Here is a 24,207-nt window from a genome sequence, read left to right on the forward strand (position 1 = left end):
ACCGAGAGGCCGGCGGCCTCCGAACGCGGCGGCACCACGATGTCTCAAGCGCCCCTCTACCTGAACGCCTTTCTCCTGACCGTGGTCCTGATCGTCCTGTTCCGCGACATCGCCTCGAGAGCAGGCTTCGTCGACCGGCCGGATCAGGAGCGCAAACGACATCAGGGCGACGTCCCTCTGGTCGGCGGTCTTGCGATGTTTCCCGCCTTTGTCGTCGCGTCGATCTTCCTCGCGCCGGACCTCAGGGCGCCTCTTGGCGTGATGGCGGGGCTGGGGGCCCTGGTCGTAGTCGGAGCGATCGACGACAGGTTCGGTCTGCGGGCCGGAGTCCGGCTGACGGCCCAGACGGGCGCCGCGCTCCTGATGATCTGGCCGATCGCGCCCTCGGTCGACTGGTTCGCGGGAACGCCCGCGGAAGTCCTCGCGCTGGCCGCCTTTGCGGGAGCACCGCTCGCGCTTGTCTTCGTGGTCGGGCTGGCCAACGCCTTCAATATGATGGACGGCCTTGACGGTCTCGCGGGCGGCGCGGCGGCCTCAGCGCTGTTCTGGCTCGCGCTGACCGCTATGGCGATGGGGCGCGAGGACGCGATCGTCGCGGCTCTGCCGCTGCTGTTCTCGGTGCTCGGCTTCCTCGTTTTCAACCTTCGCCACCGCTGGCGCGCGAAGGCGTCCGTGTTCATGGGCGACGCCGGCAGTCTGATGCTTGGCGCCGCCGTCGCCTATTTCAGCCTTTCGCTCGCCAATGGCGGCGAACGCGTCGTCTCCATGGGGCCGCTCCTGTGGATCTGCGCGCTTCCCGCCATCGAGACCCTCAGCCTGATCGTCAGGCGCCTGCGCGCCGGCCCGCAGCCCGATGGCGGGCGACCGCCGGCACCTCCATCCTTCTCGTCGACGCAGGCATGTCTCCGCGAAGCGCGGCCGCGACGCTCATCGTGGCCTGCGGGACGCTCGGCGCGCTCGGCTACATGGCCGCGATCCTGGGCGTCGACGACCTCGCGATCTTCGTCGGCCTCGCGCTGGTCGCGGCGCTCCATTCGCTCGTGGTCTGGAAGGCTCCCGCGTGGATCGCGCTCCAGCTCGCAAAGCCCGACGGCGCGGGCGCGCTGCAAGCCGCCAGGTCGATCTCCGATCGGCTCGCCGGACCCGCGTCTGGGCTCAGCGCGGCGATCGTCTCCCCTGCAGAAACGGAAGAAGCAAGATGATCCCCGTCTCCGTCGTCATCCCGACCAAGAACGAGGCGGTGAACCTGCCGCATTGCCTGGCGGCGCTCAAGGCGTTCGATCAGGTGATCGTCTGCGACAGCGAAAGCGCCGACGCGACGGCTGCGATCGCGCGCCGGTTCGGCGCGGAAGTCCTGCCGTTCGTCTGGAACAGGCAGTATCCGAAGAAGAAGGAATGGTCGCTGAAGCACCCTTCGGTGCGCAACGACTGGGTCTTCATGCTGGACGCCGACGAGATCGTGTCTCTGGCGCTCGTGCAGGAAATCTCGGCGCTGCTCAGGCAGGGGCCGCGGTGTTCGGCCTATTTCATCGAGGGCCGTTTCGTCTTTCTTGGAGAGCAGCTTCGCTTCGGCCATCGCAACTGCAAGATGATGCTGGTCGATCGCCGCCGCACGACGTTCCCTCATCCGGACGATCTCGACATTCCCGGCGGCTGGGAGGTCGAAGGCCATTACCAGCCGACGATCGACGGCAGGATCGGCCGGCTGAAGTCGTCGCTGCTGCACTGGGACCGCAAGCCCGCCGCCGCCTATTTCGGCCGGCACGACCTCTACGCCGACTGGGAGGCCCGGCTTGCGCAACGCGGCGGCCTGGCGAAGCTCGCGGCGAGCGAAAGTCTGTCCCGCAGGCTCATGAAGACGGCGTTCAGAAAAATACCGGGCCGCTGGGCTTACGGCGTTCCTGCATTCTTACGTGCTCAAGCTCGGATTTCTGGACGGCTCGGCGGGGTTTCACTTCGCCATGGCGCGGGGGTTCTATTACTGGCAGATCGCGCTGCGGCCGGACGCTGGTCGCGGAAGCCAAGGTCGCGGAGAACGCCGGGAGCGCTCCGGCCGCGCTTGCAAGCCAGAAGCCCTGACCGATGGAGCAGCGCAGCCTTTGCAGGCCGGCGTATGGCCGACCGGCGCCCGGACTTTCAGGCGCTTCGCACAGGCTGATCAGGACTTTGCGGTCTGATCTACGTCTCCACCGCCGCATGTCTTTTCGCCGCGGCTGCGATCACCGGCGCTGGCTATGTGCTGCCGGTCAAAGACGTTTCACAGTCGGCCGACGCTCTGGTGGTTCTTGGCGGATTCGGCGTCCCTAGGGCTGAATTGGCGGCGTCTCTGTTCGCTCGCGGAGCCTATGCGCGCGTCGTCGTCACAGGCGCCGGGGACGGCGACGCGATGCGCGACACCCTGACCGCGCGGCGTTCCGGAGCGATCGATCGTGATGGAGCCGAATTCGAGAACGACGCAGGAGAACGCGATCAACGTCGCCGCGATCCTGCGCGCGCAGGGGCTGCGCTCCGCCAAACTCGTCACTCACTGGTTTCACGCTCGCCGGGCGATCGCCGCGTTTCGCGCGGCGGCGCCCGAGGTCGCGTTCACGGCGGCCTCCGTCACGCCGGAGGGCTCCCCGCGCTGGCGCCTGGGCTGGTCGTCGGAGCCGCAGGCGACGCTGTCGGAATACGTCAAGATCGTCTGGTATGCGATCGCCCACGGGGTGTTCGTCCGCCTGACCGCGGAACCTCTGGGGCCGCCGGCGTGAACGAAGCCCTGATCCTGGCCTTTGCGGCGCTGTGCTTCTTCCTGATCGCCGAAGGCGTTCTCCGTCGCGGCGCGGTCTATGAGTATCCGTTTCTCGCCGCGGCGATGATGACCGCGTTCATCCTTCCGCAATTGCCCGGGCTCGCGGACAATGTCTTCCTGCCCGCCGACGGGTTCGCCAAGACGCTTGCGTTCTCGATCGTTTGTCTCGCGGCCGTCCCGATCGGCTGGCGGCTTTCGGACCGTCCCCTTCTTTCGACGCCGATCCCGCTCGACGAGACACGGCTGCTGACGGCCGCCGCGACGCTGTCGGCGATCGGGGCGGGCTTCTACGTCGTCATAAGCCGCCTGCCGCCCGAGACCGTGGTGTCGACCGCGCTGAGCGGCCCGACCGTGATCTACCTCTTCTTCTCGAAGATGCTGGTCTTCGGCTTCGCGATCGCGGCGCTGTGCGCGGCCCGCCGGCCCTCGGCCGTCGCGCTTGCGATCCTCGCCTGCGACGCGGCGCTCTACCTCGACCGCATCGTCGTCACCGGAAAGCGCGGCGAAGCGTTCGAATTCGTCCTCATCATCGCGTTGGCGGTGTGGTTCCAGATGCGCCGCGCCCTGCCGCGAGCGCTCGTGATCCTGACGGTGCTCGTCGGCGTGATCGGCCTGTCAAGCACGGAGGATTACCGCAACATCACGCGGCGAGGGCAGACGCCGGGCCTCGAGGACATCGCCAAGATCGACTTCATCGGAAATTTCGAGACGCTGCTCGAGTCCGGGGGCACGGAGTTCCAGAACGCCGTCATGCGGATGGACGTCGTCTCGCGCAACCAGTCGTTCGACTACGGGCTCTCGCACTGGAACGATCTGGTGATGTCCTATGTGCCGGCGCAGATCGTCGGAGACGCCTTCAAGCGCTCCTTGCTGGTCGTGACGCCCGGAGCCGTGGACAGGTTCTACGCGGCGAATTACGGGACGACCGACACCGGCATGGCCGACGCCTTCGGCTCGTTCGGCTATCTCGGCTTCGTCAAGTTCTTCGCCGTCGCCTGGCTGATGCGATGCATCTATCGCAGCGCGGAGTCGGGCGACGCCTCCTGCCAGATCATCTACATGCTGAGCGCGTTGCCGGCCATGCACGTGTTCTCCCATCACACCAACTGGATCGTCACCGCCTGGATCCAGATGGCGATGTTCCTCGGGCCGGCGCTTCTCTACGCCGGCCGCCGGCGACGCCGCGCGCCCGTCGCCGGCAGGGCGGCCTAGATGAGCCTCGTTCGGGAGACAGCTGCGGCCGAGCCGCTCTCCCCTCGCCTCGGCGGCCCGACTTTCACGCTGCGCCATCGCCTGCTCCGCATCGGATGGAGGCTGTCATGGCTTGCGCTCGCGCGCTGGACCCCGTCGCCGATGCATGGCTGGCGGCGCGCGCTGCTCAAGCTCTGGGGGGCAAGGCTGGCGGCGAGCGCACGGGTCTATCCGGACGTCGTCATCTGGTGGCCTGCGCATCTCGTCATGGAGACGCACGCGTCGCTTGGGCCGGGCGTGACCTGCTACAATGTCGGCGAAATCCGGCTCGGTGCGTTCGCGATCGTCTCCCAGCGCGCGCATCTCTGCTCCGGCACGCATGACTGTCACGACCCCGGATTTTCCCCTTCGGTCCCTGCCCATCGAGATCGGGGCGAACGCCTGGATCGCGGCCGAGGCCTTCGTGGGCCCCGGCGTGACGGTCGCCGAAGGCGCGGTCCTCGGCGCCCGCGGCGTCGCGATGCGAAATCTCTCGGCCTGGACCGTGCACGCCGGAAATCCGGCGTCGCCGATGCGCGAGCGGCGTCGCCACCCCTCCAACGCCGGAGCTCAGGCGTAGGTTTGGTCTTCGACCAACCGGGGCAGGCTAAAACCACCGACATCCTTAGGGGGTAGAGGGCGTCGTCGAAAGGCGACGCCGCTTTCGTCTTACGAGACGATTTTGGCCTAGAGGCTCGAAACCTTTCATCATCTTCCCGCGACTCCGGGGCGGCCATAGCCTTCTCGCGTTCGCCTCATTTCGGGGCGACGGGGGGCAGCATCCATGGCGATCGCAAATGTTTCGCTGGGCGAGGGAGCGGTTTCTCCCATCCCGACCTCGTCAACGCTTACGGTTGTTCGATAGGGCGCGGCACGCGCGTCGGACCCTTCGTCGAAATCCAGAAGGGCGTCGCGATCGGCGCGTCCTGCAAGATCTCGTCGCACTCCTTCATCTGCGAAGGCGTGACGATCGAAGACGAGGTGATGATCGCCCATGGGGTGATGTTCACCAATGACCTTTTCCCGAAGGCGACCTCGGACGGCGGGGCGCTGCAGGGCGAAGGCGACTGGACGCTGACCGAGACGCTCGTCGGCCGGGGAGCCTCGATCGGCTCGAACGCGACCATCGTCGCCGGCGTCACCATCGGGGCCGGCGCGCTGGTGGCGGCCGGGGCGGTGGTCACCAGGGACGTGCCCGACCACGCGCTCGTCATGGGCTCGCCCGCCCGTCGTCGGCGACGTCAGGGACAGGCGCAGGAGCGGCGCTGCGGCGCTGCTGTCCGAACGCGTCGCCGGCCAGCGGGTGGCGTCATGATCGGCGTCGGCGTCATCGGCTACGGGTATTGGGGGCCGAACCTCGCGCGGGTCGCGGCGGAGACCGAAGGCTGTTCGGTCGTGGCGATCGCGGACATGTCTTCGGCGGCGCTCGGCCGCGCGACCCAGCGGCATCCGCTGGCGCGGCTGACCAACGACTGGCGCAGCTTGATCGCCGCGCCCGACGTCGAGGCCGTCGTCATCGCGACGCCTGTGCATACGCACTATGAGATCGCCCTCGAGGCGCTTCAGGCGGGCAAGCACGTGCTCGTCGAAAAGCCGATGACCGAGACCGCGGAGCAGTCGGAACGACTGATCGAGGAAGCGGCGCGCCGAAACCTCGTCCTGATGGTCGACCACACCTTCGTACACCGGGCGAGGTGCAGAAGATCCGGGAGATCATCTCGTCCGGTCACGTCGGCGACGTCTTCTACTACGAGTCGACGCGCATCAACCTCGGCAAGTTCCAGAGGGACGTCAACGTGATCTGGGACCTCGCCGTCCACGATCTCGCGATCCTCGACTACGCCCTGGGGCGAAGGCGGTCGCGGTCTCGGCGAGCGGCGCAGGCCACATCATCGGCTCGCCCGAGAACCTCGCCCACATCACGGTGTTCTTCGATTGCGGGGCGATCGCCCATCTCAACGTGAACTGGCTCGCGCCGGTCAAGGTCCGGCAGACCTACATCGCCGGCAGCCGGCAGATGATCGTCTACGACGATCTCCAGACCAGCGAAAAGCTCAAGATCTACGACCGCGGCGTCACCTCCGACGCCACGCCGGAGGACCTCTATCAGCGCCACGTCGCTTACCGGATGGGCGACATGTGGTCCCCGCACATCCCATCAAGGAAGCGCTCGCGACGGAGCTCGAACATTTCGTCGAGTGCGTCACGACCGGCGCGACGCCGATCACCAGCGGGCGCAACGGGCTCGACGTCGTCCGAATGCTGGAATGCGCCACGCTGTCCATGAAGCGGCGCGGCCATCCGATCGACCTCGAGCCGTTGAGGGTCGCGTCGTGATCCCGCTCTCGGACATCTCGGCGCAATACGGGCCCATGGCCGGCGAGATCGAGGCGGCGGTGATCTCCGTGCTTCGCGGCGGCCGCTACGTGCTCGGACCCGAAGTCGACGCCTTCGAACAGGAGTTCGCGGCCTTCTGCGGCGCGCGGCGCGCCGTGGCGGTCGACAGCGGCACGTCGGCGCTGCATCTCGCTCTGCTCTCGCTCGGGATCGGCCCGGGCGACGAGGTCATCACGACGTCCGCGACCTTCGTGGCGACGGTCGCGGCGATTCTCTACGCCGGCGCGACGCCGGTCTTCGTCGACGTCGACCCAAAGACCTGGACGATCGACCCCGCTTTGATCGAGCAGGCGATCACCCCCCGAACCAAAGCGATCATGCCTGTGCATTTGCACGGGCGTATCGCCGACATGGCGGCGATCGGCGAGATCGCGCAACGCCACAGGCTGAGGGTGATCGAAGACGCGGCCCAGGCGCATGGCGCCTTCCGGTCGGGCGTCGGGGCGGGCTTGTTCGGCGACATCGGCTGCTTCAGCTTCTATCCGGGCAAGAACCTCGGGGCCTGCGGCGAAGGCGGCGCGGTGGTCACCGACGACGACACGCTCGCCGACGTGGTTCGGCAGCTCCGCGACTGGGGTCAGGAAGGCCGGTACAATCACGTCCGGCGGGGCTTCAACAACCGGATGGACGCGCTTCAGGGCGCGGCGCTGAGGGTGAAGCTTCGGCGGCTGCCGGAGTGGACGAGCGCGCGCCGTCGGATCGCGGATCGCTATCGCCGGCTGCTCCAGGAAAGTGGCGTCGTCCTGCCGGCTCCAAGCGCCGGCGAGGACCACGCCTATCACGTGTTCGCCGTACGGCTTCGCCACCGCGACCGGGTCCGCGCGGCCATGATGATCGACGGGGTCGAGACCGGCCTGCATTACCCGCGCCCGGTTCATCTCCAGCCCGCCTACGCCGGCCTCGGCTATGGCCGCGGAAGTCTGCCAGAGGCCGAGACGCTCGCCGAAGAGACGCTGTCGCTGCCGATCTATCCCGAGCTGTCGGACGACGACGTCGGCCGGATCTGCGCCAGCCTCATCCGCGCGTCGCGACAGTGCGAGCTCGAGGACGAAACACGTCAGTTGGCGGCAGGGAGCGCGACATGAGCCAGACGCACGCTTCGCTCAGAGACAAGAAGATTCTGGTCACCGGAGGCGCGGGCTTCGTCGGCTCCCACATCGTCTCGCTGCTGGTCACGGAGGGCGCGGCGGAAATCGTCGTGGTCGACAACCTGGTTCGCGGCCGGACCGAGAACCTCAACGACGTCCTCGGCGACCCGAGGGTCAAGTTCTTCGAAGGCGACATCCGCGACCGCAGCCTGATGCTGACGCTCATGGACGACGTCGACACCGTGTTCCATCAGGCGGCTCTGCGCATCACCCATTGCGCCGCCGAGCCGCGCGCCGCGCTTCAGGTGATGGTCGACGCCACCTTCGACCTCGTCGAGTTCGCCGCGCAGAAGCGGGTTCGGAAGGTCGTGGCGGCCTCGTCGGCGTCGGTCTATGGCCTCGCCGACACGTTTCCGACGCCGGAAGCGCAGCACCCTTACGACAACCGCACCCTCTACGGAGCCGCCAAGCTTTTCAACGAAGGTCTGTTCCGCGCCTTCCACGACATGCACGGGCTCGACTACGTCGCCTTGCGCTATTTCAACGTCTACGGCCCCCGCATGGACATCCACGGGCGCTACACCGAGGTGATGATCCGCTGGATGGAGAGGATCGAGGCTGGGCTTCCGCCTCTCATCTTCGGCGACGGGCTCCAGACGCTCGACATGATTCACGTCGAGGACGTGGCGCGGGCCAACATCCTCGCCGCGACGTCCGGCGCGAGCGACGTCGCCCTCAACATCGGCAGCTCGACCGAGACCTCGCTGGTCGAGCTCGCCAGGCTGACGACGCGCGAGATGGGGCGGCCGGACCTCGTTCCGCTTCACGAGGCCGAACGCGCGGTCAACCCGGTCCCGAGACGGCTTGCGGACGTTCGCCTCGCGCGAGATCTCATCGGCTTCGAAAGCCGGATCGACCTCGCCGCGGGGATTCGCGGGCTCGTGTCCTGGTGGCGCGCGGAGCGCGGCCTCGACGGAAGGAGGCGGGCCGCGGAATGATCCCGATCACACGTCCCGTCATCGGCAATTCCGAGGCGCTCGCGGCGGCGCGGGTCATCCGCTCAGGCTGGCTGACACAGGGGCCGCAGGTCGCAGCCTTCGAGGAGGAGTTCGCCGCGACAGTCGGCGCCGCTCACGCCTGCGCCGTCTCGAACGGCACGACGGCTCTTCATCTCGCGCTGCTCGCCGCCGGCGTCGAGGCCGGCGACGAGGTGATCGTACCGAGCCACACCTACATCGCCTGCGCCAACGTGATCCGTCATTGCGGCGCGACCCCTGTGTTCGTCGACGTCGCCCCGGGATCCTTCAACCTCGACCCCCAGGCCGTCGCCGACGCGATCACGGATCGCACCAAGGCGATCATGTGCGTGCACCAGATCGGCATGCCGTGCGACCTCGCGCGCATCCTGCCGATCGCGAGGGCCGCGAACCTCAAGCTCATCGAGGACGCCGCCTGCGCCATCGGTTCGAGCATCAGCCTCGACGGCAGGTGGGAGCATATCGGCAAGCCGCATGGCGACGTCGCCTGCTTTTCGCTTCATCCCCGCAAGATCCTGACGGTCGGCGACGGCGGCATGTTGACGACGTCCAACCCGACTTGGGACGCTTGGTTCCGCCTGTGGCGACAGCACGGGATGAGCATCTCCGACACCGTGCGGCACGCGAGCGACCGCCCGGTGATCGAGAGCTACCCGGTCGTCGGCTACAATTATCGCCTCACCGACATTCAGGCCGCGGTCGGCCGCGAACAGTTGAAGCGTCTTCCCAAGATCGTCGCGGCGCGGCGGGCGCTCGCCGCCCGCTATCGCTGCCTCCTGACGCCGATCGGAGTGGACTGTCCCGACGAGCCGGAATGGGCGCAGTCCAATTGGCAGAGCTTCTGCGTGAGGCTGCCGCAGGGCGTCTCGCAACACGACGTCATGGCCTCCATGATGGCCGATGGCGTCGCGACCCGCCGCGGGCTGATGTGCATCCATCTCGAGCCCGCCTACGCTTCCGAGCCTCTTCGCACGCCACTGCCGCTTTCGGAGCGCGCCCGCGACGAATGCATCCTGCTGCCGCTCTTTCCCGGCATGACGGAGCGCATGCAGCGTCGCGTCGCGGCGGCGCTCCAGAGCGCGCTCGCCGCGCAGGAAAGCGCGTCCGCACGCCGACCCGCAGCGGCCGGCGGCGAAACGTCTTCGTCACCGACCAACGCCGCGCGGTTGCGGCTCGCCTGAAGGGTGGATCCGCCATGCTGACGGACGACCGCAACCCGACGACCCGTCGGCAGGCGTTACGGCCCGGGCCGGATCGCCCCGGCTTCTCGGCCGCACGGCTCGTCGCGCTCGCGCGCGAGCGGATCGAGGACACGGGACTGGATCTGCGCGGCCGCACCGTGCTCACGGAGGCCGCGACCGGCGTCTATGTCGCGACGCCCTTGCTGGCCGCGCTCGCCGGCGCGCGCCGCGTCTTCGCCTTCGCGCGCGACAGCGGCCATGGCGCGGCCGTCGAGGCGATCGGCTGGCTGCGCGAGGTCGCGGAGATCGCCGGAGTCGCGGACTCGATCGCGGTCGTCGACCGGCTGCCGGAAGCGGCCCTCGGCTATGTCGACGTCGTGACCAACACCGGCCACCTCCGGCCGATCGACGCGCGGATCATCGACGCGTTGCCGCCCCACGCGGTGATCGCGCTGATGTTCGAGGCGTGGGAGCGCAGGGAAGCCGACATCGACTTCGCCGCATGCGCCCGGCGCAACATCCGGGTCGTCGGCGTGAACGAACGGCATGCGGCCGTGGACGTCTTCAGCTATCTGGGGCCGCTCGCCGTACGGCTGCTGCATGACGCCGGCGTCTCGGTCTACCGAAGCAGGATCGCGCTGGTGTGCGACAACGCGTTCGACGAGCCGATCCTCTCCGGTCTGATTGGCCAGGGGGCGCAGGTGACGCAGGCCAGAACCCTGCGCGAGCTTCCGCCGCAGCCTTACGAGGCGGTGCTTGTCGCGCTCAAACCGGCCGAACGCGAGCTCAGGTTGGAGGCCGAGGACGCGCGACGCCTGGCGGCCCATGCGCCGGGGACGATCGTCGCTCAGTTCTGGGGGGATCTCGATCGCACGGCGCTGGCCGAGTGCGGCCTTGCGGTCTGGCCGCCGTCGCCGCCGACCTATGGCCATATGGCGATCCTGCTATCCGCCATCGGCCCGGAAGCGGTGATGCGCCTTCAGGCGGGCGGCCTCAAAGCCGCGGAACTGGCGCTTCGCCCGGACCAGCCGGATCCCGGCGCGCTCGCGCAGTTCATGTGAGCGCAGGTGGTTCGATATCCCGAACGCCGTTCGTGCCTTTCTGGATCTTCTGGATGACGAGCGCCGCCTGACTGTAAATCGGCGACGCCCCGTCAAGTGCGGCCTCGTTTTTCAGGGCCGCTATCGCGTCTGAGAAGATATTATCGGTTTCCCGATAGGAAAGCACCTGCTTGTCACGTAATGATAAAATCAATGATTCAAGTACAGCCAACGCCGCCAAGCTGAGATACTCTTTAGAATTTGGCATTAAAATTTCCAGTACTACGTAGGAGGCGACGCAAAAAAATGCGCCTTCATCGCCTTATAAGTTACCTATTATCAATTGCATATGCTAATTTGAGTGCGAATTCGGAAAATATTTTCTGCGGATCAAGGATCCTGCCCATGGGCCCTCAAAGCCCGCTACTGCGAAAGCTCCAGTCGCTCGGACCTGGACGGATTCGGAGCTGTCTGTCCTCACGTCCATGAGCCAGAGAAAACGCCGTGTGGACCCCAACCAGCCGATCGTTCTACCGAACGACGCCTCGGAGGAGGCCTATCTCATCCAGCGCGGGTGGGCCTGCGTCTACAAGCTCCTGCCTGACGGGAGCCGTCAGGTTCTGTCCTTCTCACTGCCAGGCGACATCGTCGGATTGCCCGGGCTCTCTCTCGAAGGCGCTTCGCCGTTCTGGTTCGAAAGCCTGACCGAGGTCGAGATTTCCTCAATCTCGAGCGCGACGCTGTTTCGCGGCTTGGCGAGCGAGCCCGCCGTCGCCCGAGCCATGCAATGGTCGGTCGCGCTCGAAAGCGCGATCCTGATCGAGCGACTGATCAGCCTCGGCCGCCGAAGCGCGCTCGTGCGGACGGCGCACTTCATCCTGGAGCTGGCGACCCGGCTGAGCCTCATCGGAGAGGACACGCGCCGCGGCTTCGACTGTCCGGTCAACCAGTACTGGCTCGCCGACGCGCTCGGCCTCACCGCGATCCATCTCAACCGCGTGCTGAGAGAGCTTCGCGAGGCCCATCTGCTGACGATGCGGTCCGGCCATGTCGAGATCCACAATTTCGAGGGCCTGCGGGAGCTCGCCGCCTTCGACGCCGACTATCTGACGCCGCCCAAACGGCGACACTGAGCACAACATTACGCGACGACGGCCGGCTCCTTCCGCGCTCAAAAGGCGGATGACGAGGCGCGTCTGCGCCTTTTTGCAGGCGCCGCTCCCCCATCGGGCCTAGCGTTAGCGCCTCCCGCGTCCGGACGAGGGCGTTCCACGGCTTCTCCGTCTCTTCGAGACTTGCTCCCGACGTCCGCGGCGGCTGGTCTCCGCGGCGGCTGGGGAGACATCCGGATGGCGGCGGAAATCGGCGAAGACAGCCTTGATCCTCGGGGTCACCGGGCAAGACGGCGCCTACCTCGCGGAGTTTCTCCTTGCGAGGGGCTATTTGGTCCACGGGTTGAAGCGCCGCTCGTCGTCGTTCAACACCGGGCGCATCGACCACCTCTATCAGGATCCCCACGAGGAGAACGTCCGGTTCATCCTGCATCACGGCGACATGACCGACGCCACGAACCTGATCCGGATCATCCAGGAGACCCAGCCCGACGAGATCTACAATCTCGCCGCGCAGAGCCACGTCCAGGTCAGCTTCGAGACACCGGAATACACGGCCAACACCGACGGCCTCGGAACGCTGCGCGTGCTCGAGGCGCTGCGGATCCTGAAGATGACGGACACCTGCCGCTTCTATCAGGCCTCGACCTCGGAGCTGTTCGGACGCGTCGAGACGTCGCCGCAGGACGAGCGCACCGTGTTCGCGCCGCGCAGCCCCTACGCGGCCGCCAAGCTTTACGCCTACTGGATCACGGTGAATTACAGGGAGGCCTATGGCGTCCACGCCAGCAACGGCATCCTGTTCAATCACGAGAGCCCGATCCGCGGCGAAACCTTCGTGACGCGCAAGATCTCGCGCGCCGTCGCGGCGATCCATCACGGGCTTCAGCCGCGGCTCTTTCTCGGCAACATCGACTCCCGGCGCGACTGGGGACATGCCCGCGACTATGTCGAGGGGATGTGGCGCATCCTGCAGCAGCCGAAACCGGACGATTACGTGCTGGCGACCGGCGAGACCCACACGGTGCGCGAGTTCGTCGAGACCGCGTTCGGCTGCGTCGGCCGGCGGATCGAATGGCGCGGAAACGGCGTCGACGAGAAGGGCTACGACGCGGCGAGCGGCTCCACGCTGGTCGAGATCGACCCGCGCTACTTCCGTCCGACCGAGGTCGATCTGCTTCTCGGCGACGCCACCAAGGCTCGCCAGAGGCTCGGCTGGAAGCCGAGGGTGAAGTTCCAGGCGCTGGTCGCCGAGATGGTCTCGTCGGATCTCGACGTCGCGTTGATGGAGGCCGGGCGGAATGACCGCTACAAACTGACACGCCGACGACGGCGGACTTCGATCTCAGCGGCAAGCGGATTTTCGTCGCCGGGCACCGTGGAATGGTCGGCTCCGCGCTGGCGCGGCGCCTCGCGCGCGAGGACTGCGAGGTCCTGACGGTCGGCCGCGAGAGCCTTGACCTGACCCGCCCAGTCCGACGTCGAGCGCTGGATGACCGCCCATCGGCCAGACGCTGTGATGATCGCGGCGGCCCGCGTCGGCGGCATCATGGCCAACGCCACGCAGCCGACCGAATTTCTCTACGAGAACCTGATGATCGGCGCGAACCTGGTTTCGGCCTCGGCGGCCGCGGGCGTAGGCCGTCTTCTGTTCCTCGGATCGAGCTGCATCTATCCGCGCCACGCCCAGCAGCCGATCGACGAAGGACAACTGCTTACGGGGCCGCTCGAGCCCACGAACGAAGCCTACGCCATCGCGAAGATCGCATGCCTCAGCCTCGTGAAGAGCTTCAGCTCCCAGCACGGGCTCGATTACGTCACCGCCATGCCGACGAACCTCTACGGGAAGAACGACAATTTCGACCTGTCGAGCTCGCACGTCCTGCCGGCGATGCTTCGGAAGATGCACGACGCCAAGTCGGCCGGGCGCAGCGTCGTCGGGATCTGGGGCACGGGCGCGCCGCGCCGCGAATTCCTGCATGTCGACGATTTGGCGGACGCCTGCGTCTTCCTCATGCGGCGCTACCATGACGCCGCCCCGATCAATGTGGGCTCGGGCGAAGAGCTGACGATCCGGGAGCTCGCGGCGCTTGCGGCGGCGACGGTCGGCTATCGCGGCGCCTTCGAATTCGACACGTCCAAGCCCGACGGGGCGCCGCGCAAGCTCCTGAACTCGGACAGGATCCGGGCGCTTGGCTGGCGTCCGTCTATCAGTCTGCCCGAGGGGCTCCGGGAGACCTATCGGCAGTGGCTTGATACGCTGTCGTCTGCGCGTCCGGACCCCGCCGCGATGTCCGCGTGACCGCGGCGCCCGGCGCGCCCACGCTGCGATCGGCGCGCAGGATGTCGCGGGGCGCGAGCTCGGTGTAGTCGCCCACCTTGATGTCCGTGTAGACGCCGTCGACGAGCCGGGCCACGCGATAGGTGATCGGGGCCGGCTCCAGCGCGTCGCCTCCAAGCGCCGAGCGGATCTCGGCGACCGCCCGCGCGTCCGATTGGACGCCGCGCTCGCCCTGGGCGATCGCCAGCTCGACGTCCCGAAGCGCCGCGGCGTTCTCCTTTTTCTGTTGGTCCTCGACGTCCTGGATCTTCTTGTCGATTTCAAGCTGCTGCTGCTGGGCTCGGGCGAGGTACGACACGATCTCGAGCGCGTCACGGCGGGTCGCCGAAAGCTGGCGCTTCAGGCTCAGAAGCGTCGGCAGCAATCCCAACGCCTTATCAAGGAGCTTCTGGGCGTTCGCCGTCTCCTGCTCGAGCAGCAGGATCTCGCCGTCATGGAGCTTCTTCGCCGCCCGCAGCGTGTCCATCTCCCGGTCGAAGTTCGCGCGCTGGTCGCGAAGCGCGGCGATCTGGTTGGAGATGACCTTTCGCCTGACTGTGAAGAGATCGATCTCGTTCAGGAGCATCTTCCGCGCTTCGTCCGGGTCGATCGACAGGCCGACCGCCAGCGCCCGAACGTCGGGACTGAAGTCGCCCGCGCTAATCTCCGCTTCCAGGCGCGCCTTCTGGGCGCGGCTAGCGAACAGCGACAGCATGCGGGTCTCGACCGCCTGCTCCGCCGCGATGAGCTGGAGAGCGCGGGTCTCGCTGGCGGCCGCCGCGCGGCGCTCGCCGCCCGCGAGCGCGACGAGCTCGAGGGCGATCATGCCAGGACGGTAGGGATACTGTCCCGGCTTCTCCACAACGCCGGTCACGAAGACGGGCGCGAATTCGGCGACCTCCACCGAAGGAGCGCTGCGCACCGGTATCCGTTGCGAAAGGCGCGAGCGAAGACTTTCGGTGACTTCTTCGGTCGTCAGTCCTCCGGCCGTGACCGCGCCGATCAGCGGATAGCTCAGCGTCCCGTCCGGTCCGACGCGAAACTTTCCCGACAGTTCGGGCTGGCCGTAGACGCCGACCTGAAGCACGTCGCCCGGCCCGAGACGATAGTCGCGCGGATCGGCCTCGGCCGGCGCCGCGATCGCGCCGATGGCGAGAGCGATCAGAAGACGGCCGGCCGGCCGATGGCGCCGGCTGCGCCTTTGGAGGTCTAGGCGCATGGCTCGGCCACCTGATGGATATGTCGCCGCCATGGATTTTTCGCGACTGCGGCGCGCCGGCGGCGCCGTCGGCTTCGGCCTCGGGCGCAGTCGGAAGCTCCGGCTCGCGCCGACGCGGCATCGAGACGAGGCCGACGCCGACCGCCGACCCGATCGCCAGGCCGAAGGCGAGCAGCGGCACGAGCTTGGGGGTCGACGGCCTCATCGGAACCTCGGCGCTGGACAGCAGCGTCGCGTCGGGAGCCGCAAGTCCTTCCTGCTCGATCGTCTGCTTGTAGCGATTGAGAAAGCTCTCATAGATCGTCCGGTTCGCCGAGGCCTCGCGCTCGAGCCGGTTCAGTTCGACCCGGGCTTCGCTGTTCTCGGCCACGACCGCGGCAAGCCTCGCGGCTTCCGCGTCGAGCGCCTTTTCCTTGCGAGCGGCGACGTCGACCTCGTTCGCGAGGCTCGCGACCACGCGATCGACCTCTCCGTCGATCTGCCGGCGTAAGGCGGCCAGCTGGACGCGTTGCGCCGGAAGCGCCGTGCTGAGCATCGCGCCGCTCGCCTCGATGTCGCCGATCTCTCGGCCGATCTCGGCCTCGCGCATGCGCAGCGCCTGGATCGACGCGGAGGCGAGAACCTCGTTGAAGGCCGCCATGCCTGCGGCGTGGTTCGTGAGCTCTTTGGCTGCGGAGAGTCTGGCTTCGGCCCCCGCCCGCTGCGACCTGGCCGCGGCGAATTCGGCGCTGACCCCCGCCAGCTTTTGCGCGTCGGCGGTGGCGCCGTTGGTCTCGAGGAGCCCGGCTGTGCGACGGAATTCCTCGACGGCCTTCTCCGACGTTTCAAGTCGAACGCCGAGTTCCGAAACCTTTCGGCCAAGCCAGTCGCTGGCGCTTCGCGTGGCCTGGGTCTGAACCTCGATCTGATGATCGAGATAGGCTTCGGCGTAGGCGTTCGCCGCGTTCCTGGCGAAGACCGGATCTGCGGCCTCGAAGTAGATGAAGATCGTGAAAGACCGGCCGTCATTGTTGACGCGCAGGCCGTTGACCAGCCGGTCCACGGCCCGCGCCTCGGGCGACCGTTTGGCGGCGGGGTCCTCCGGCGCCGGCTCGCTTAGACCGTCGGCCGTGGCGCGGGAAACGAGGCCCAGCCGCCGGGCGACCTTCTGCGCCATCGAGCGCGACGCGATCAGGTCGAGCTCGGTGCGGAGGACCGGGCTGTCCTGAGGCAAGCGGGACACGACGGAGTCGATCGTGATCACCTGGACCTTTCGGGCGTCGAGCGCGACGACGGCTTCCGCCACATATTTGTTCGGCGTGACGAGCCAGACGCCGACGCCGCCCGCGACGCCCAATCCGACGGCGGCCGCGAACCAGGGCCAGCGGTCCCGAATGCGCTCGAGCATGTTCGGGGCCGCCGATCGGCTGCTCTCCAGTCTTTGCGATATGATCATCAGGATCGTCCCCTGTCAGAGACGACGGATCAGGACAGGTTCGCGTAATTGTTGGTTATGTACGCGACTTCGGTCCTGTTTCTCGCCTTTAGCTTCTTCATGATCGTCCGGACATGGACCTTGACGGTGCTCTCGCGCATGTCGAGCTCGTAGGCGATGATCTTGTTCGCCTTGCCTTGCCGGAGCGCATCCACGACCGCCGCCTGCCGCGCGGTGAACATGCCGTCCACCTGGCAAGACTTGTTCTCAGCCGTCCCCATGATTGACTTTCGGGAAGACACCAGGCTGCTGGCCGGGATGAAGGTCCCTCCGACCTCGACAAGGCTCAGCGCCTCCAGGGCGACCTTGAGACTTGAACTTGTGGGGATGTATCCACGCACGCCCCAATCCAGAGACTTCAGAATTTCAGCCGCATCCTCGCAATCTGTGATGAGGACGATCGGCGCGTCCGGAAAATGCTGGATCAGGTTTTCGAGATGGGTGACGAACGCCTCTCCGGATATCGTCGCGCGGCCGAGACTGTACAGGATCAACTTGACGTGACTGTCGACGTCCAGCGCGGCCACACAGTCAATGATGCTCGTAAAGTTGACGATATTTTCCTGCGGTCTTTTCATCTGAACGCAAAGCGCCAAGCATTCAGACACAATATTTCGTTCATCAATGATAGCTATTGTTCCGACGCTCGGAAATCCGAGATTAAGCTCGGACTTGCTTATCTCCAAGCCTGCAAGAACGCTCATATTCCACCTGTTTCGCTCTCACTGTGACGTCACTTCGTCTTGTTATGCCTGCCCTGTCGCCTTAAGGAAGCGCTCGCGTTCAGCTTACCAAAAAGGTAACCCGTGGTTGTGGAAATCTTCTTTAACCTAGATTAGGAGTCATTGACAAAAATGAATAATCAGATTTTTTGCGCCAAATCGGGACATAGATTGTCGTTTTGCAATAATCGTAAGGCGTACGTCCGTATTACTACGTATGGGTTGAGCCGTTACGCAAACTAGACTCCGTCACGCGATCCTGCTGCGTCGACCGTCGAGGCTTCACCGCGTGACCAAGGGAGTCGAGGGCGTCGTCGAGGGCCCGGCCGCCCAGCGATAGACCCTCGCCCACCGCTCGGCCGCCGACCGCCATGAGAAGCTCTGCTCGGCGAGGGCGCGGCCGCGTCGCCCCATTTCGGCGCGCTCTCGATCGGGCATGGCGAAGAGCGTCGCGAGACCGCTCGAAATCTCGTCCGCCGACCACCCGATCGGAAGGGCGGCGCGGGCCGCGAAGCCTTCCGGCAGGTTGCAGCGCGGCGTGATGAGCGCGGGCAGGCCGTGCGCCCAGGCCTCGAGCACGGCGAGCGGCTGTCCTTCGCTCACCGACGGCAGCACGAAGGCGTCGGCGTTCGTGAAGGCGCGGGTCTTCGCCTCGCCCGACCTGTGGCCCACAAGGCGCGCGGACGACCTCACGCCGAGCCGGTCGATGAGCGCCTCGAGTTCGGCGACGAAGGCCGGTTCGCCCGACCCTGCGATCTCGAGATCCCACGCCCCTGCGCCCGGATGGCGTCGTGACTGCGACCAGCCCTCGATCAGCGCGACGAGGCCTTTTTTCGGGGTGACGCGCCCGAGGAACAGCAAGGTGCGCCGCTCGCCCGAACGACGATGCGCGACGAAGTCGTCTGGGGGCAGCGCGACACCGTTCGGAATGACGCAGATGGGGTTGCAAAGCCCGAAAGAGCGGACGGCCTGCCGCTCGCTTTCGCACAGGGCGTGGATGCAGGCGGCGCCGTCGAGATGCCGGCGCTCATAGGCGCGCAGCGCGAGCTCTTTCTTCCAGCCGCTGTTGGCCAGCGCCCAGCTGTCCAGCATGCCATGCGGGCTCACGAGATAGCGGCGCCCGGTGCGGCGCGACCAGCTCCGCGCCGCGATCGATATGTACATCCACAGTCCGTGGACATGCAGGACGTCGATCCCTGATTGCGAGAGCGCGCGGTCGAGGCCGCGCGCGTAGCCGAACGTGGTGGGACCGAAGATCGGAAAGACTCTCAGCCCTACCGGCCTCCAGGACGCGATTTCGAGGGCTTCGACGGAGCCGGCGGACGCGAATGCGACCACCTCGACGTTCGGCAGGCGGCTGAGCGCGCTCGCCATGTCGCGCACGCTCGCCGGCACGCCGCCGCCCTGCTCCCCGACGGACCCGACAAGCATGCCGATCCGGACCGGACGATCGTTTCCGGCCGCAGACAGATCGCTCGTCGCAGGGTCGCTCATGCGGCCTTCGTCGCGCTGGGGGTCGCGGCGCAGGGGTGGTCGAGCGCCTCGATCAGCCTGCGTCCATAATCGCGCAGCCCGAATTCGCGCCCTCGCTGAAAAGCGTTCTCCGCCATCTTCAGGTAGAGGCCGCCGTCTCCGGCGAGCTGACGAAGCGCCGCCTCGATCGCGTCAGGGTCGCGGATCGGCGTGACGAAGCCGTCGACGCCTTGCCGCACCACGCTGCCGGAATTGGGCGTCGTGACCACCGGAAGCCCGCAGGCGAGCGCTTCGTAGATCACCGTGGCCGAGCCCTCGCAGATCGAGGGAAGAAGGAAGACGTCCGCCCAGTCGTAATGGGCGGCGATCTCCGATCGGGGAACGGCGCCCGTCAGCGTCGCGGCCTCCGCCAGGCGGCTCCGCGCCGCATGCGAGACATCGAGCCCGCCGACGAGGCGAAACTCCGCGACGCCGCGCAGCCGCCGCGCGGCCTCCAGCACATAGGGGCTGCCCTTCCGCAGGCCGACGCCGCCGACGGTCAGAACCCGCAGCGGGCCGTCGCCGCGTCTCCTGGGCTCGCGCCGTCCCGCCCGCAGGTCGACGCCGTAGGGCACGACCACCGTCCTGTTGGGATCTCCGCCGCTCGCGATGACGCCGGCGCGGACGAAATCGGAGCCGCAGACCACAAGGTCCGCCGCCGCCCACTCCATGGTCTCGCGCAAGGCGTAGCTTTCGGAGCGGGCGTCGGGTTCAGGGACGCCGACCCAATCGGGGAAGGACCGCCGCTCCTCCTCGACAAGTTTGTCGAGGATTCCCCTCGGGGCGTTGATCTGTTCGACGATCGTTTTCAATCCGCGCGACCGGGCCTCGCGCAGCAGTTCGAGGCATTCGCCGCTGAAGGCGTAGAGATGCGTCGCCTCGGGGTGTCCATGTCGGCCGAAGTCGCGCCGCACGCACTGCGACAGCCGGCGCCCGGCCCAGAGGTGAGCCTCAGTGGCGGCGGTCGGCGTGTCGGCGCGCGCGCGCCGGATCGCGAAGGACAGGCCGAGCCAGGAAAAGCTCGTGATCCGGCTCGCCGGCAGTCGCAGGACGCGTCCGACGAGCCGGCGCACCCCTCTCGGCAACATCGACGACGGAAGGCCTGCAAGCATGCGCGGCCAGCCGCTCGTCGCGCAGATGTCGGTGTAGAAATGCGCGAGCCGGCCCTCTGCGTGCAGGATGCGGGGAACCGCGTAATGCATGCGCGCGCCGAGTTGGGCGACGATGACGCGGCCGCCGGTCATGACATGCGTCCGGGCCGGGCGGGGTCGCGCGGGCGCGCCGGGCCGCGCAGTCGGCCGGAGGCCGGGCGGGTCGCGCAGGACATGACGACGTCCCGCCAGGCGGCCAGGCCGCGGTCGCGGCTGAAGCGGGCTTCGAACAGCCGCCGCGCGTTTCCTCCGAGGCGGTCGACCAGAACGGGATCGTCGGCGTAGCGCTCGATCGCCCGCGCCAGAAACAGGGACTCGCCGATCTCGAACGACGCGCCGCAGTCGCCGTCCTCGAGCAACCGCGCGATCTCGCCCCGGCGGTCGCCCACGAAAAGCGTCGCGCGTCCGGCGGCGGCCACGCCGTAGAACTTGCTCGGCACGACCGAGGACTCGAAGGCTGGCAGCAGCGACACGAAATGCGCGTCGGCCGCCGCGAGGCACTCCCGAAGCCGGGCTTCGGGCTGGAGCGGCCTGATGAGCAGGTTCGGAAGCTTTCGACGGGCCGCTTCCGAGATGACCCAGCCCAATCGGTGGCCGCCGCCGACGATCAGGAACGCGATGTCCTTGCGTGCGCGAAGACGGTCGGCCGCCTCGATCAGCGTCGTGAAGTCGTGCGCGCGGCCGAGATTGCCCGAATAGCCGAGCACGAACTTGCCCTCGAGCCCCCAGTCTCGCCGGAACGGGCTCAGGCCGCGCGGCATCGGCTTCAGCGCTTCGCCCTCGGACCAGTGATGCACCACGGATATTTTCGCGCGTTCGGCGTTTCGGGACCGGAGCGCCGCCGCCATGCGCTCGATCGGCGCGACGTTCGCCGCCGCCCGCCGCACCGAGAAGTCCCGAAGCGCAAGCAGGATACGGCCGATCAAGCCGTCTCCGCGCATCATCCCGGCCCCGAAGGCCGCTTCCGGAAACAGGTCGTTCAGCCAGTTCACCAGCGCCGCCCGCCGGATCACAAGCGCCGGCAGCGCGCTGATCGACATCAGGGGCGGATCGGTGCACACGACGCAGACGTCGCCCGGCGACACGCGGCGGAGCAGGCCCCAGGCCGCGCCAGCGTGGAAAGACAGATAGTCGAGAGCCCGCCCGAACGTCCGGCCGCGGCCGAAACGGGCGGCGTCGATGCGCGTCACCCCGACGCCGTCGATCGTCTCGGACGGCGGCAGCTTCCGCGACGGGTCGTCGTGAAACGACGCGCTCGCGATCGCCTCGACCTCGAAGCCGCTCGCGGCGAGGCCGGTCGCGAGGCTCGTCGCCATGCGGCTGGTGGCCGACTGGTCGGGCGCGAAGAAGCGGTTGACGATGACGATCTTCATCCGCCCGATCCGTCGTTGCGTTGACGCGATGGCATCAAGCCGAGGCCGGGCGGACAAGTTTGCAGAAGTGATAAGGCCGGCTGCCGGAAGCGCCTTTGGAGGTAGAGAGCTCCCTCATGAGCCAGCTCACATACCGCTTTGGATCGCGGACGGGCTCTCCCTAGTCCCGATCTTTTCCCCGTGGCGGACGATCACCGGGCGGAAAGCCGCTCCAGGTTCCGCCGATGTCGATCCAGTCCTGAAAGCGGTCCGAGCGAAAGGCCGCGCCGCGCGCGCCTGAACCGAGGCCGTCGATCCGGTTGGCGTGAAGCACCGTCTGGCGCAGCCGCGTTCCGTCGGCCGGCGTCGGCGCGAAGGCGCCGTTCGACCAGATGAGCTTGAGGCCCGACACGACGCCGTAGCGCACCTGCTCGATCTGGTTTCTCTCGAACACGGTGGCGCTGAAATCGCCTCCGCGCGTGTCCCAGGTGTCGAACGCAACGCCGATGTTGCTCATTCGGCGAATGTCGTTGCGACGGAACACGGTTCCGACGCCGCCGGCGACGACGGGGTCCGTGTCGAAGCCGAACGTCAGGCCGGTATAGAGCCCGTTCCAGCCGTCGCTGATGCGATTGTCCTCGACGAGCGCGAAGAAGGGGGCCGAGACGCTGTCGCGCTTCGTGCCCGAGGTGGCCGCCACCATCACTCCGTGGCGCATCCTCGAAATGTCGTTGTCCGCGACCACGACGTCGAAGCACAGGCCCCAGACCAGCGTCGCGGTCGAGTTGGAGTCGTGCTGCGAATGGGTCCGCCGGCCCTCGAAGCGGTTTCGATAGACCACCGCCCTTTCGGCGACCGGCGTCACGAAGAAGCGGCTGGCCTTCGCGTCGGGCGTGACGTCCCATGGCCGGTCGAGCGTCAGTTTCCCTTTCTCTGCCGACACGATCCGCCGGCGCTGACCAAAGCCCCGGCCGCCCGACACGACGACGTCAAAACCCGGCTCGATCTCCAAGCCGTCCTGCGCGCGAAAGGTGACGCTCGACGGACCGATCGAGACCGGCCGCGGCCTCAACAGGACCCCGCCGAACTCCAGTATGATCTGCTCGCCCTTGTTGCAGTCGACCTCGGCGCAATCGCGCGGCGCGGCGTTCACCGTCTCGTTGCCGGAGAAATATAGGTTCCGGGTCCTGCCGAGGTGGGGCTGCGCCACGAAGAGCCGCCCGACGCCATGTCCGTCCGCCCGGCTTTCATCGGCGTTGACGAGGCGATTGCCCGTCATCGCGATGTCGCGCCCGCCCCAGCTCGCGATCGCGGACTCGCCGTCGTTCGTCATCTGGAAGGTGGTTCCGGAAATGAACGCCTGGGAGCTCGACTTCAGGAAGCTGCCCGGACCGACGATGTCGGAATCCTCGATCGTCACGTCGTCGGCGGCCAGCCGAAGCGTGAGGCCGCCCCAGGACGACAGCTTCACTTTCGTGAACCGAAGACGAGACCCGCTGAGGCTGACGAGGCCCCCGTCAGGTCCGCCGACCTTTCCGTCCGCCTCGATCGTGAGACCGTCGAACGTCACGTGGGAGGCTTCGCCGCGCGAATGGATGAAAGCCGGAGCGTCGAGCGTCCGGAGCTCGACCGAGAACGCGAGCGTGCTGGCCTGGCGGCCCGCGCCGCGCCATTCGACGCCGGACGGCGCGATCAGCGCCCTGTCGCAGAGGTAGCGGCCCGGCGGAAAGTACAGCGTCGACGGCGCCGCCGCGGCGGCCGCCGCCAGCGCCGCCGCGATGGCGGGCCCGTCGTTCTGGACTCCGTCGCCCGTCGCGCCGAAGGTTTTGACGTCGAAGGTTTGCGGGGATGCGGGAGCCGCGCCGGATTCGATCACGAAGCGCAGGCGCTGGCTCCATCCGAGATCGCCGCCCCTGCCGTTGTGCGCCTTCAACTCGTATTCGCCGGGCGCAAGATCGGGCATGATCAGCTCGAGCCTGAAAGGGTTGGCGCGAACGATCGACGCCGGCCGCCAGGCGCCGTCGCGGTCCGCCGGACGGATGACCACGCGCGGCGATCGCCCCGGGCCGGTCAAGTTGCGGCCGAAGACCGAGACCGGCTCGCCGCCTCGCGCCGCCTTCGGACCGATCCACCAGACTTCCGTCTGGTTGACCGCGAAGGGCGCGCCATAGCCGGCGCGGCTTTTCGGCCAGATCAGATAGGTCGAATGCGGCGGCAGGCCCTCGGGCAGCTTGATCACCGCGGAGCCGGCGTCGATGCGGATCGGCTTCACCGTGCGGCGCACGGCGTTTCCGGCGGCGGTCTGCCCGAACGTCTCGAAACCCGAGACCTTTTCGCCGAAGTCTCCCGCAAGCGTCACGATCTCTCCGGGCTGCGCGCTTCGAAGGCCGTCGACGATCACGCCCGCGCCCCGCGCCGGCGTGATGGAGGGCGGTTGGAAGACGTCGACGTCGTCGGACGCGGGCGCAGCCTCGGCCGCAAAGCCGGGGCCGGCGGGCGACGCGAAGCTCGCAAGAACGGCGAGAACCGAGACGACCGTGACGCAAATCCCCTTGGACCGACGGTTCTCGGACATGTCGCC

17 protein-coding genes and 7 pseudogenes are annotated in these 24,207 nt (G+C 67.4%); 16 read left to right on the forward strand and 8 right to left on the reverse strand.

Annotation, left to right across the window (positions count from 1 at the left end; genetic code table 11):
* Positions 1–261: 261 nt before the first annotated feature.
* The 12 genes and pseudogenes from K6K41_RS30255 to K6K41_RS07420 all read left to right on the forward strand — a co-directional run.
* Positions 262–678, forward strand: a pseudogene (locus K6K41_RS30255) (MraY family glycosyltransferase); the annotation flags it as partial.
* Positions 679–899: 221 nt separating this feature from the next.
* Complete coding sequence (locus K6K41_RS07370) at positions 900–1,202, forward strand: hypothetical protein (protein WP_261404514.1); 303 nt, start codon at positions 900–902, stop codon at positions 1,200–1,202.
* Positions 1,199–2,158, forward strand: coding sequence for a glycosyltransferase family 2 protein (locus K6K41_RS07375; RefSeq protein ID WP_261404515.1), 960 nt, complete (start codon positions 1,199–1,201; stop codon positions 2,156–2,158). Before K6K41_RS07370 ends, K6K41_RS07375 begins: the two co-directional genes overlap by 4 nt.
* Before the next feature lie 274 nt (positions 2,159–2,432).
* A complete protein-coding gene (locus K6K41_RS07380) occupies positions 2,433–2,750 on the forward strand; it encodes an ElyC/SanA/YdcF family protein (protein ID WP_261404516.1) in 318 nt (105 codons plus the stop codon).
* Positions 2,747–4,003, forward strand: a complete 1,257-nt coding sequence (locus tag K6K41_RS07385; RefSeq protein ID WP_261404517.1) for a hypothetical protein — start codon at positions 2,747–2,749, stop codon at positions 4,001–4,003. The genes K6K41_RS07380 and K6K41_RS07385 overlap by 4 nt, the downstream gene beginning before the upstream one ends.
* Positions 4,004–4,601 (forward strand): annotated as a pseudogene (locus K6K41_RS30260) (LbetaH domain-containing protein).
* A gap of 204 nt (positions 4,602–4,805) precedes the next feature.
* Positions 4,806–5,251: pseudogene (locus tag K6K41_RS07395) on the forward strand (acyltransferase); the annotation flags it as partial.
* A gap of 81 nt (positions 5,252–5,332) precedes the next feature.
* Positions 5,333–6,358 (forward strand): annotated as a pseudogene (locus tag K6K41_RS07400) (Gfo/Idh/MocA family protein).
* Positions 6,355–7,503 (forward strand): DegT/DnrJ/EryC1/StrS family aminotransferase, encoded by a 1,149-nt coding sequence (locus tag K6K41_RS07405; protein WP_261404519.1) that lies wholly within the window; start codon positions 6,355–6,357, stop codon positions 7,501–7,503. The pseudogene K6K41_RS07400 and the gene K6K41_RS07405 overlap by 4 nt, the downstream one beginning before the upstream one ends.
* The gene (locus K6K41_RS07410) at positions 7,500–8,504 is read left to right on the forward strand and encodes an NAD-dependent epimerase/dehydratase family protein (protein WP_261404520.1); all 1,005 of its coding nucleotides are present in this window, start codon (positions 7,500–7,502) and stop codon (positions 8,502–8,504) included. The genes K6K41_RS07405 and K6K41_RS07410 overlap by 4 nt, the downstream gene beginning before the upstream one ends.
* Positions 8,501–9,724, forward strand: coding sequence for a DegT/DnrJ/EryC1/StrS family aminotransferase (locus K6K41_RS07415; protein ID WP_261404521.1), 1,224 nt, complete (start codon positions 8,501–8,503; stop codon positions 9,722–9,724). Before K6K41_RS07410 ends, K6K41_RS07415 begins: the two co-directional genes overlap by 4 nt.
* Positions 9,725–9,738: 14 nt before the next feature.
* Positions 9,739–10,785, forward strand: coding sequence for a hypothetical protein (locus K6K41_RS07420; RefSeq protein ID WP_261404522.1), 1,047 nt, complete (start codon positions 9,739–9,741; stop codon positions 10,783–10,785).
* Here K6K41_RS07420 and K6K41_RS07425 read toward each other — a convergent pair.
* Entirely contained in the window at positions 10,778–11,005 is a 228-nt protein-coding gene (locus tag K6K41_RS07425; protein ID WP_261404523.1) for a hypothetical protein, read from the reverse strand. The genes K6K41_RS07420 and K6K41_RS07425 overlap by 8 nt on opposite strands.
* Positions 11,006–11,249: 244 nt before the next feature.
* Here K6K41_RS07425 and K6K41_RS07430 point away from each other — a divergent pair, with 244 nt between their 5' ends.
* The 3 genes and pseudogenes from K6K41_RS07430 to K6K41_RS07440 all read left to right on the forward strand — a co-directional run bounded on the left by K6K41_RS07430 (position 11,250) and on the right by K6K41_RS07440 (position 14,178).
* Positions 11,250–11,897: a Crp/Fnr family transcriptional regulator gene (locus K6K41_RS07430; RefSeq protein ID WP_261404524.1), complete on the forward strand. Its 648-nt coding sequence runs from the start codon at positions 11,250–11,252 to the stop codon at positions 11,895–11,897.
* 184 nt (positions 11,898–12,081) lie between these two features.
* Positions 12,082–13,155 (forward strand): annotated as a pseudogene (gene gmd / locus K6K41_RS07435) (GDP-mannose 4,6-dehydratase); the annotation flags it as partial.
* A gap of 104 nt (positions 13,156–13,259) precedes the next feature.
* A pseudogene (locus K6K41_RS07440) lies at positions 13,260–14,178 on the forward strand (GDP-L-fucose synthase family protein).
* Here the strand turns inward: K6K41_RS07440 and K6K41_RS07445 are convergent.
* Positions 14,087–15,415 carry a polysaccharide biosynthesis/export family protein gene (locus K6K41_RS07445; protein ID WP_315855154.1) on the reverse strand — a complete coding sequence of 443 codons (1,329 nt, stop codon included), beginning with the start codon at positions 15,413–15,415 and terminating at the stop codon, positions 14,087–14,089. The pseudogene K6K41_RS07440 and the gene K6K41_RS07445 sit on opposite strands and share 92 nt — an antisense overlap.
* Positions 15,416–15,599: 184 nt before the next feature.
* Positions 15,600–16,004, reverse strand: a pseudogene (locus tag K6K41_RS30265) (hypothetical protein); the annotation flags it as partial.
* Here K6K41_RS30265 and K6K41_RS07460 point away from each other — a divergent pair.
* Entirely contained in the window at positions 15,924–16,514 is a 591-nt protein-coding gene (locus K6K41_RS07460) for a hypothetical protein (RefSeq protein WP_261404526.1), read from the forward strand. The pseudogene K6K41_RS30265 and the gene K6K41_RS07460 sit on opposite strands and share 81 nt — an antisense overlap.
* A 365-nt stretch (positions 16,515–16,879) precedes the next feature.
* On the opposite strand, the gene K6K41_RS07465 is transcribed toward K6K41_RS07460, so the two are convergent.
* The 5 genes from K6K41_RS07465 to K6K41_RS07485 all read right to left on the reverse strand — a co-directional run bounded on the left by K6K41_RS07465 (position 16,880) and on the right by K6K41_RS07485 (position 24,201).
* Positions 16,880–17,467, reverse strand: a complete 588-nt coding sequence (locus K6K41_RS07465; protein WP_261404527.1) for a LuxR C-terminal-related transcriptional regulator — start codon at positions 17,465–17,467, stop codon at positions 16,880–16,882.
* A gap of 426 nt (positions 17,468–17,893) precedes the next feature.
* Positions 17,894–19,105 (reverse strand): glycosyltransferase, encoded by a 1,212-nt coding sequence (locus K6K41_RS07470; RefSeq protein ID WP_261404528.1) that lies wholly within the window; start codon positions 19,103–19,105, stop codon positions 17,894–17,896.
* Complete coding sequence (locus K6K41_RS07475; protein ID WP_261404529.1) at positions 19,102–20,367, reverse strand: glycosyltransferase family 4 protein; 1,266 nt, start codon at positions 20,365–20,367, stop codon at positions 19,102–19,104. The genes K6K41_RS07470 and K6K41_RS07475 overlap by 4 nt, the downstream gene beginning before the upstream one ends.
* Positions 20,364–21,647, reverse strand: coding sequence for a glycosyltransferase family 4 protein (locus K6K41_RS07480; protein ID WP_261404530.1), 1,284 nt, complete (start codon positions 21,645–21,647; stop codon positions 20,364–20,366). Before K6K41_RS07480 ends, K6K41_RS07475 begins: the two co-directional genes overlap by 4 nt.
* Before the next feature lie 160 nt (positions 21,648–21,807).
* A complete protein-coding gene (locus K6K41_RS07485; protein WP_261404531.1) occupies positions 21,808–24,201 on the reverse strand; it encodes a glycosyl hydrolase family 28-related protein in 2,394 nt (797 codons plus the stop codon).
* Between the last annotated feature and the right edge of the window lie 6 nt (positions 24,202–24,207).

The organism is Chenggangzhangella methanolivorans, assembly GCF_019797865.1.
Lineage (GTDB): Bacteria > Pseudomonadota > Alphaproteobacteria > Rhizobiales > Methylopilaceae > Methylopila > Methylopila methanolivorans.

Excerpts from the sequence above, each read along its gene's own strand:
- K6K41_RS07485 (WP_261404531.1), bottom strand. The coding sequence starts at position 24,201 with ATGTCCGAGAACCGTCGGTCCAAGGGGATTTGCGTCACGGTCGTCTCG.
- K6K41_RS07445 (WP_315855154.1), bottom strand. The coding sequence starts at position 15,415 with ATGCGCCTAGACCTCCAAAGGCGCAGCCGGCGCCATCGGCCGGCCGGC.
- K6K41_RS07375 (WP_261404515.1), top strand. The coding sequence starts at position 1,199 with ATGATCCCCGTCTCCGTCGTCATCCCGACCAAGAACGAGGCGGTGAAC.
- K6K41_RS07480 (WP_261404530.1), bottom strand. The coding sequence starts at position 21,647 with ATGAAGATCGTCATCGTCAACCGCTTCTTCGCGCCCGACCAGTCGGCC.
- K6K41_RS07380 (WP_261404516.1), top strand. The coding sequence starts at position 2,433 with ATGGAGCCGAATTCGAGAACGACGCAGGAGAACGCGATCAACGTCGCC.
- K6K41_RS07475 (WP_261404529.1), bottom strand. The coding sequence starts at position 20,367 with ATGACCGGCGGCCGCGTCATCGTCGCCCAACTCGGCGCGCGCATGCAT.
- K6K41_RS07420 (WP_261404522.1), top strand. The coding sequence starts at position 9,739 with ATGCTGACGGACGACCGCAACCCGACGACCCGTCGGCAGGCGTTACGG.
- K6K41_RS07430 (WP_261404524.1), top strand. The coding sequence starts at position 11,250 with ATGAGCCAGAGAAAACGCCGTGTGGACCCCAACCAGCCGATCGTTCTA.
- K6K41_RS07415 (WP_261404521.1), top strand. The coding sequence starts at position 8,501 with ATGATCCCGATCACACGTCCCGTCATCGGCAATTCCGAGGCGCTCGCG.
- K6K41_RS07465 (WP_261404527.1), bottom strand. The coding sequence starts at position 17,467 with ATGAAAAGACCGCAGGAAAATATCGTCAACTTTACGAGCATCATTGAC.
- K6K41_RS07370 (WP_261404514.1), top strand. The coding sequence starts at position 900 with ATGTCTCCGCGAAGCGCGGCCGCGACGCTCATCGTGGCCTGCGGGACG.
- K6K41_RS07410 (WP_261404520.1), top strand. The coding sequence starts at position 7,500 with ATGAGCCAGACGCACGCTTCGCTCAGAGACAAGAAGATTCTGGTCACC.
- K6K41_RS07470 (WP_261404528.1), bottom strand. The coding sequence starts at position 19,105 with ATGAGCGACCCTGCGACGAGCGATCTGTCTGCGGCCGGAAACGATCGT.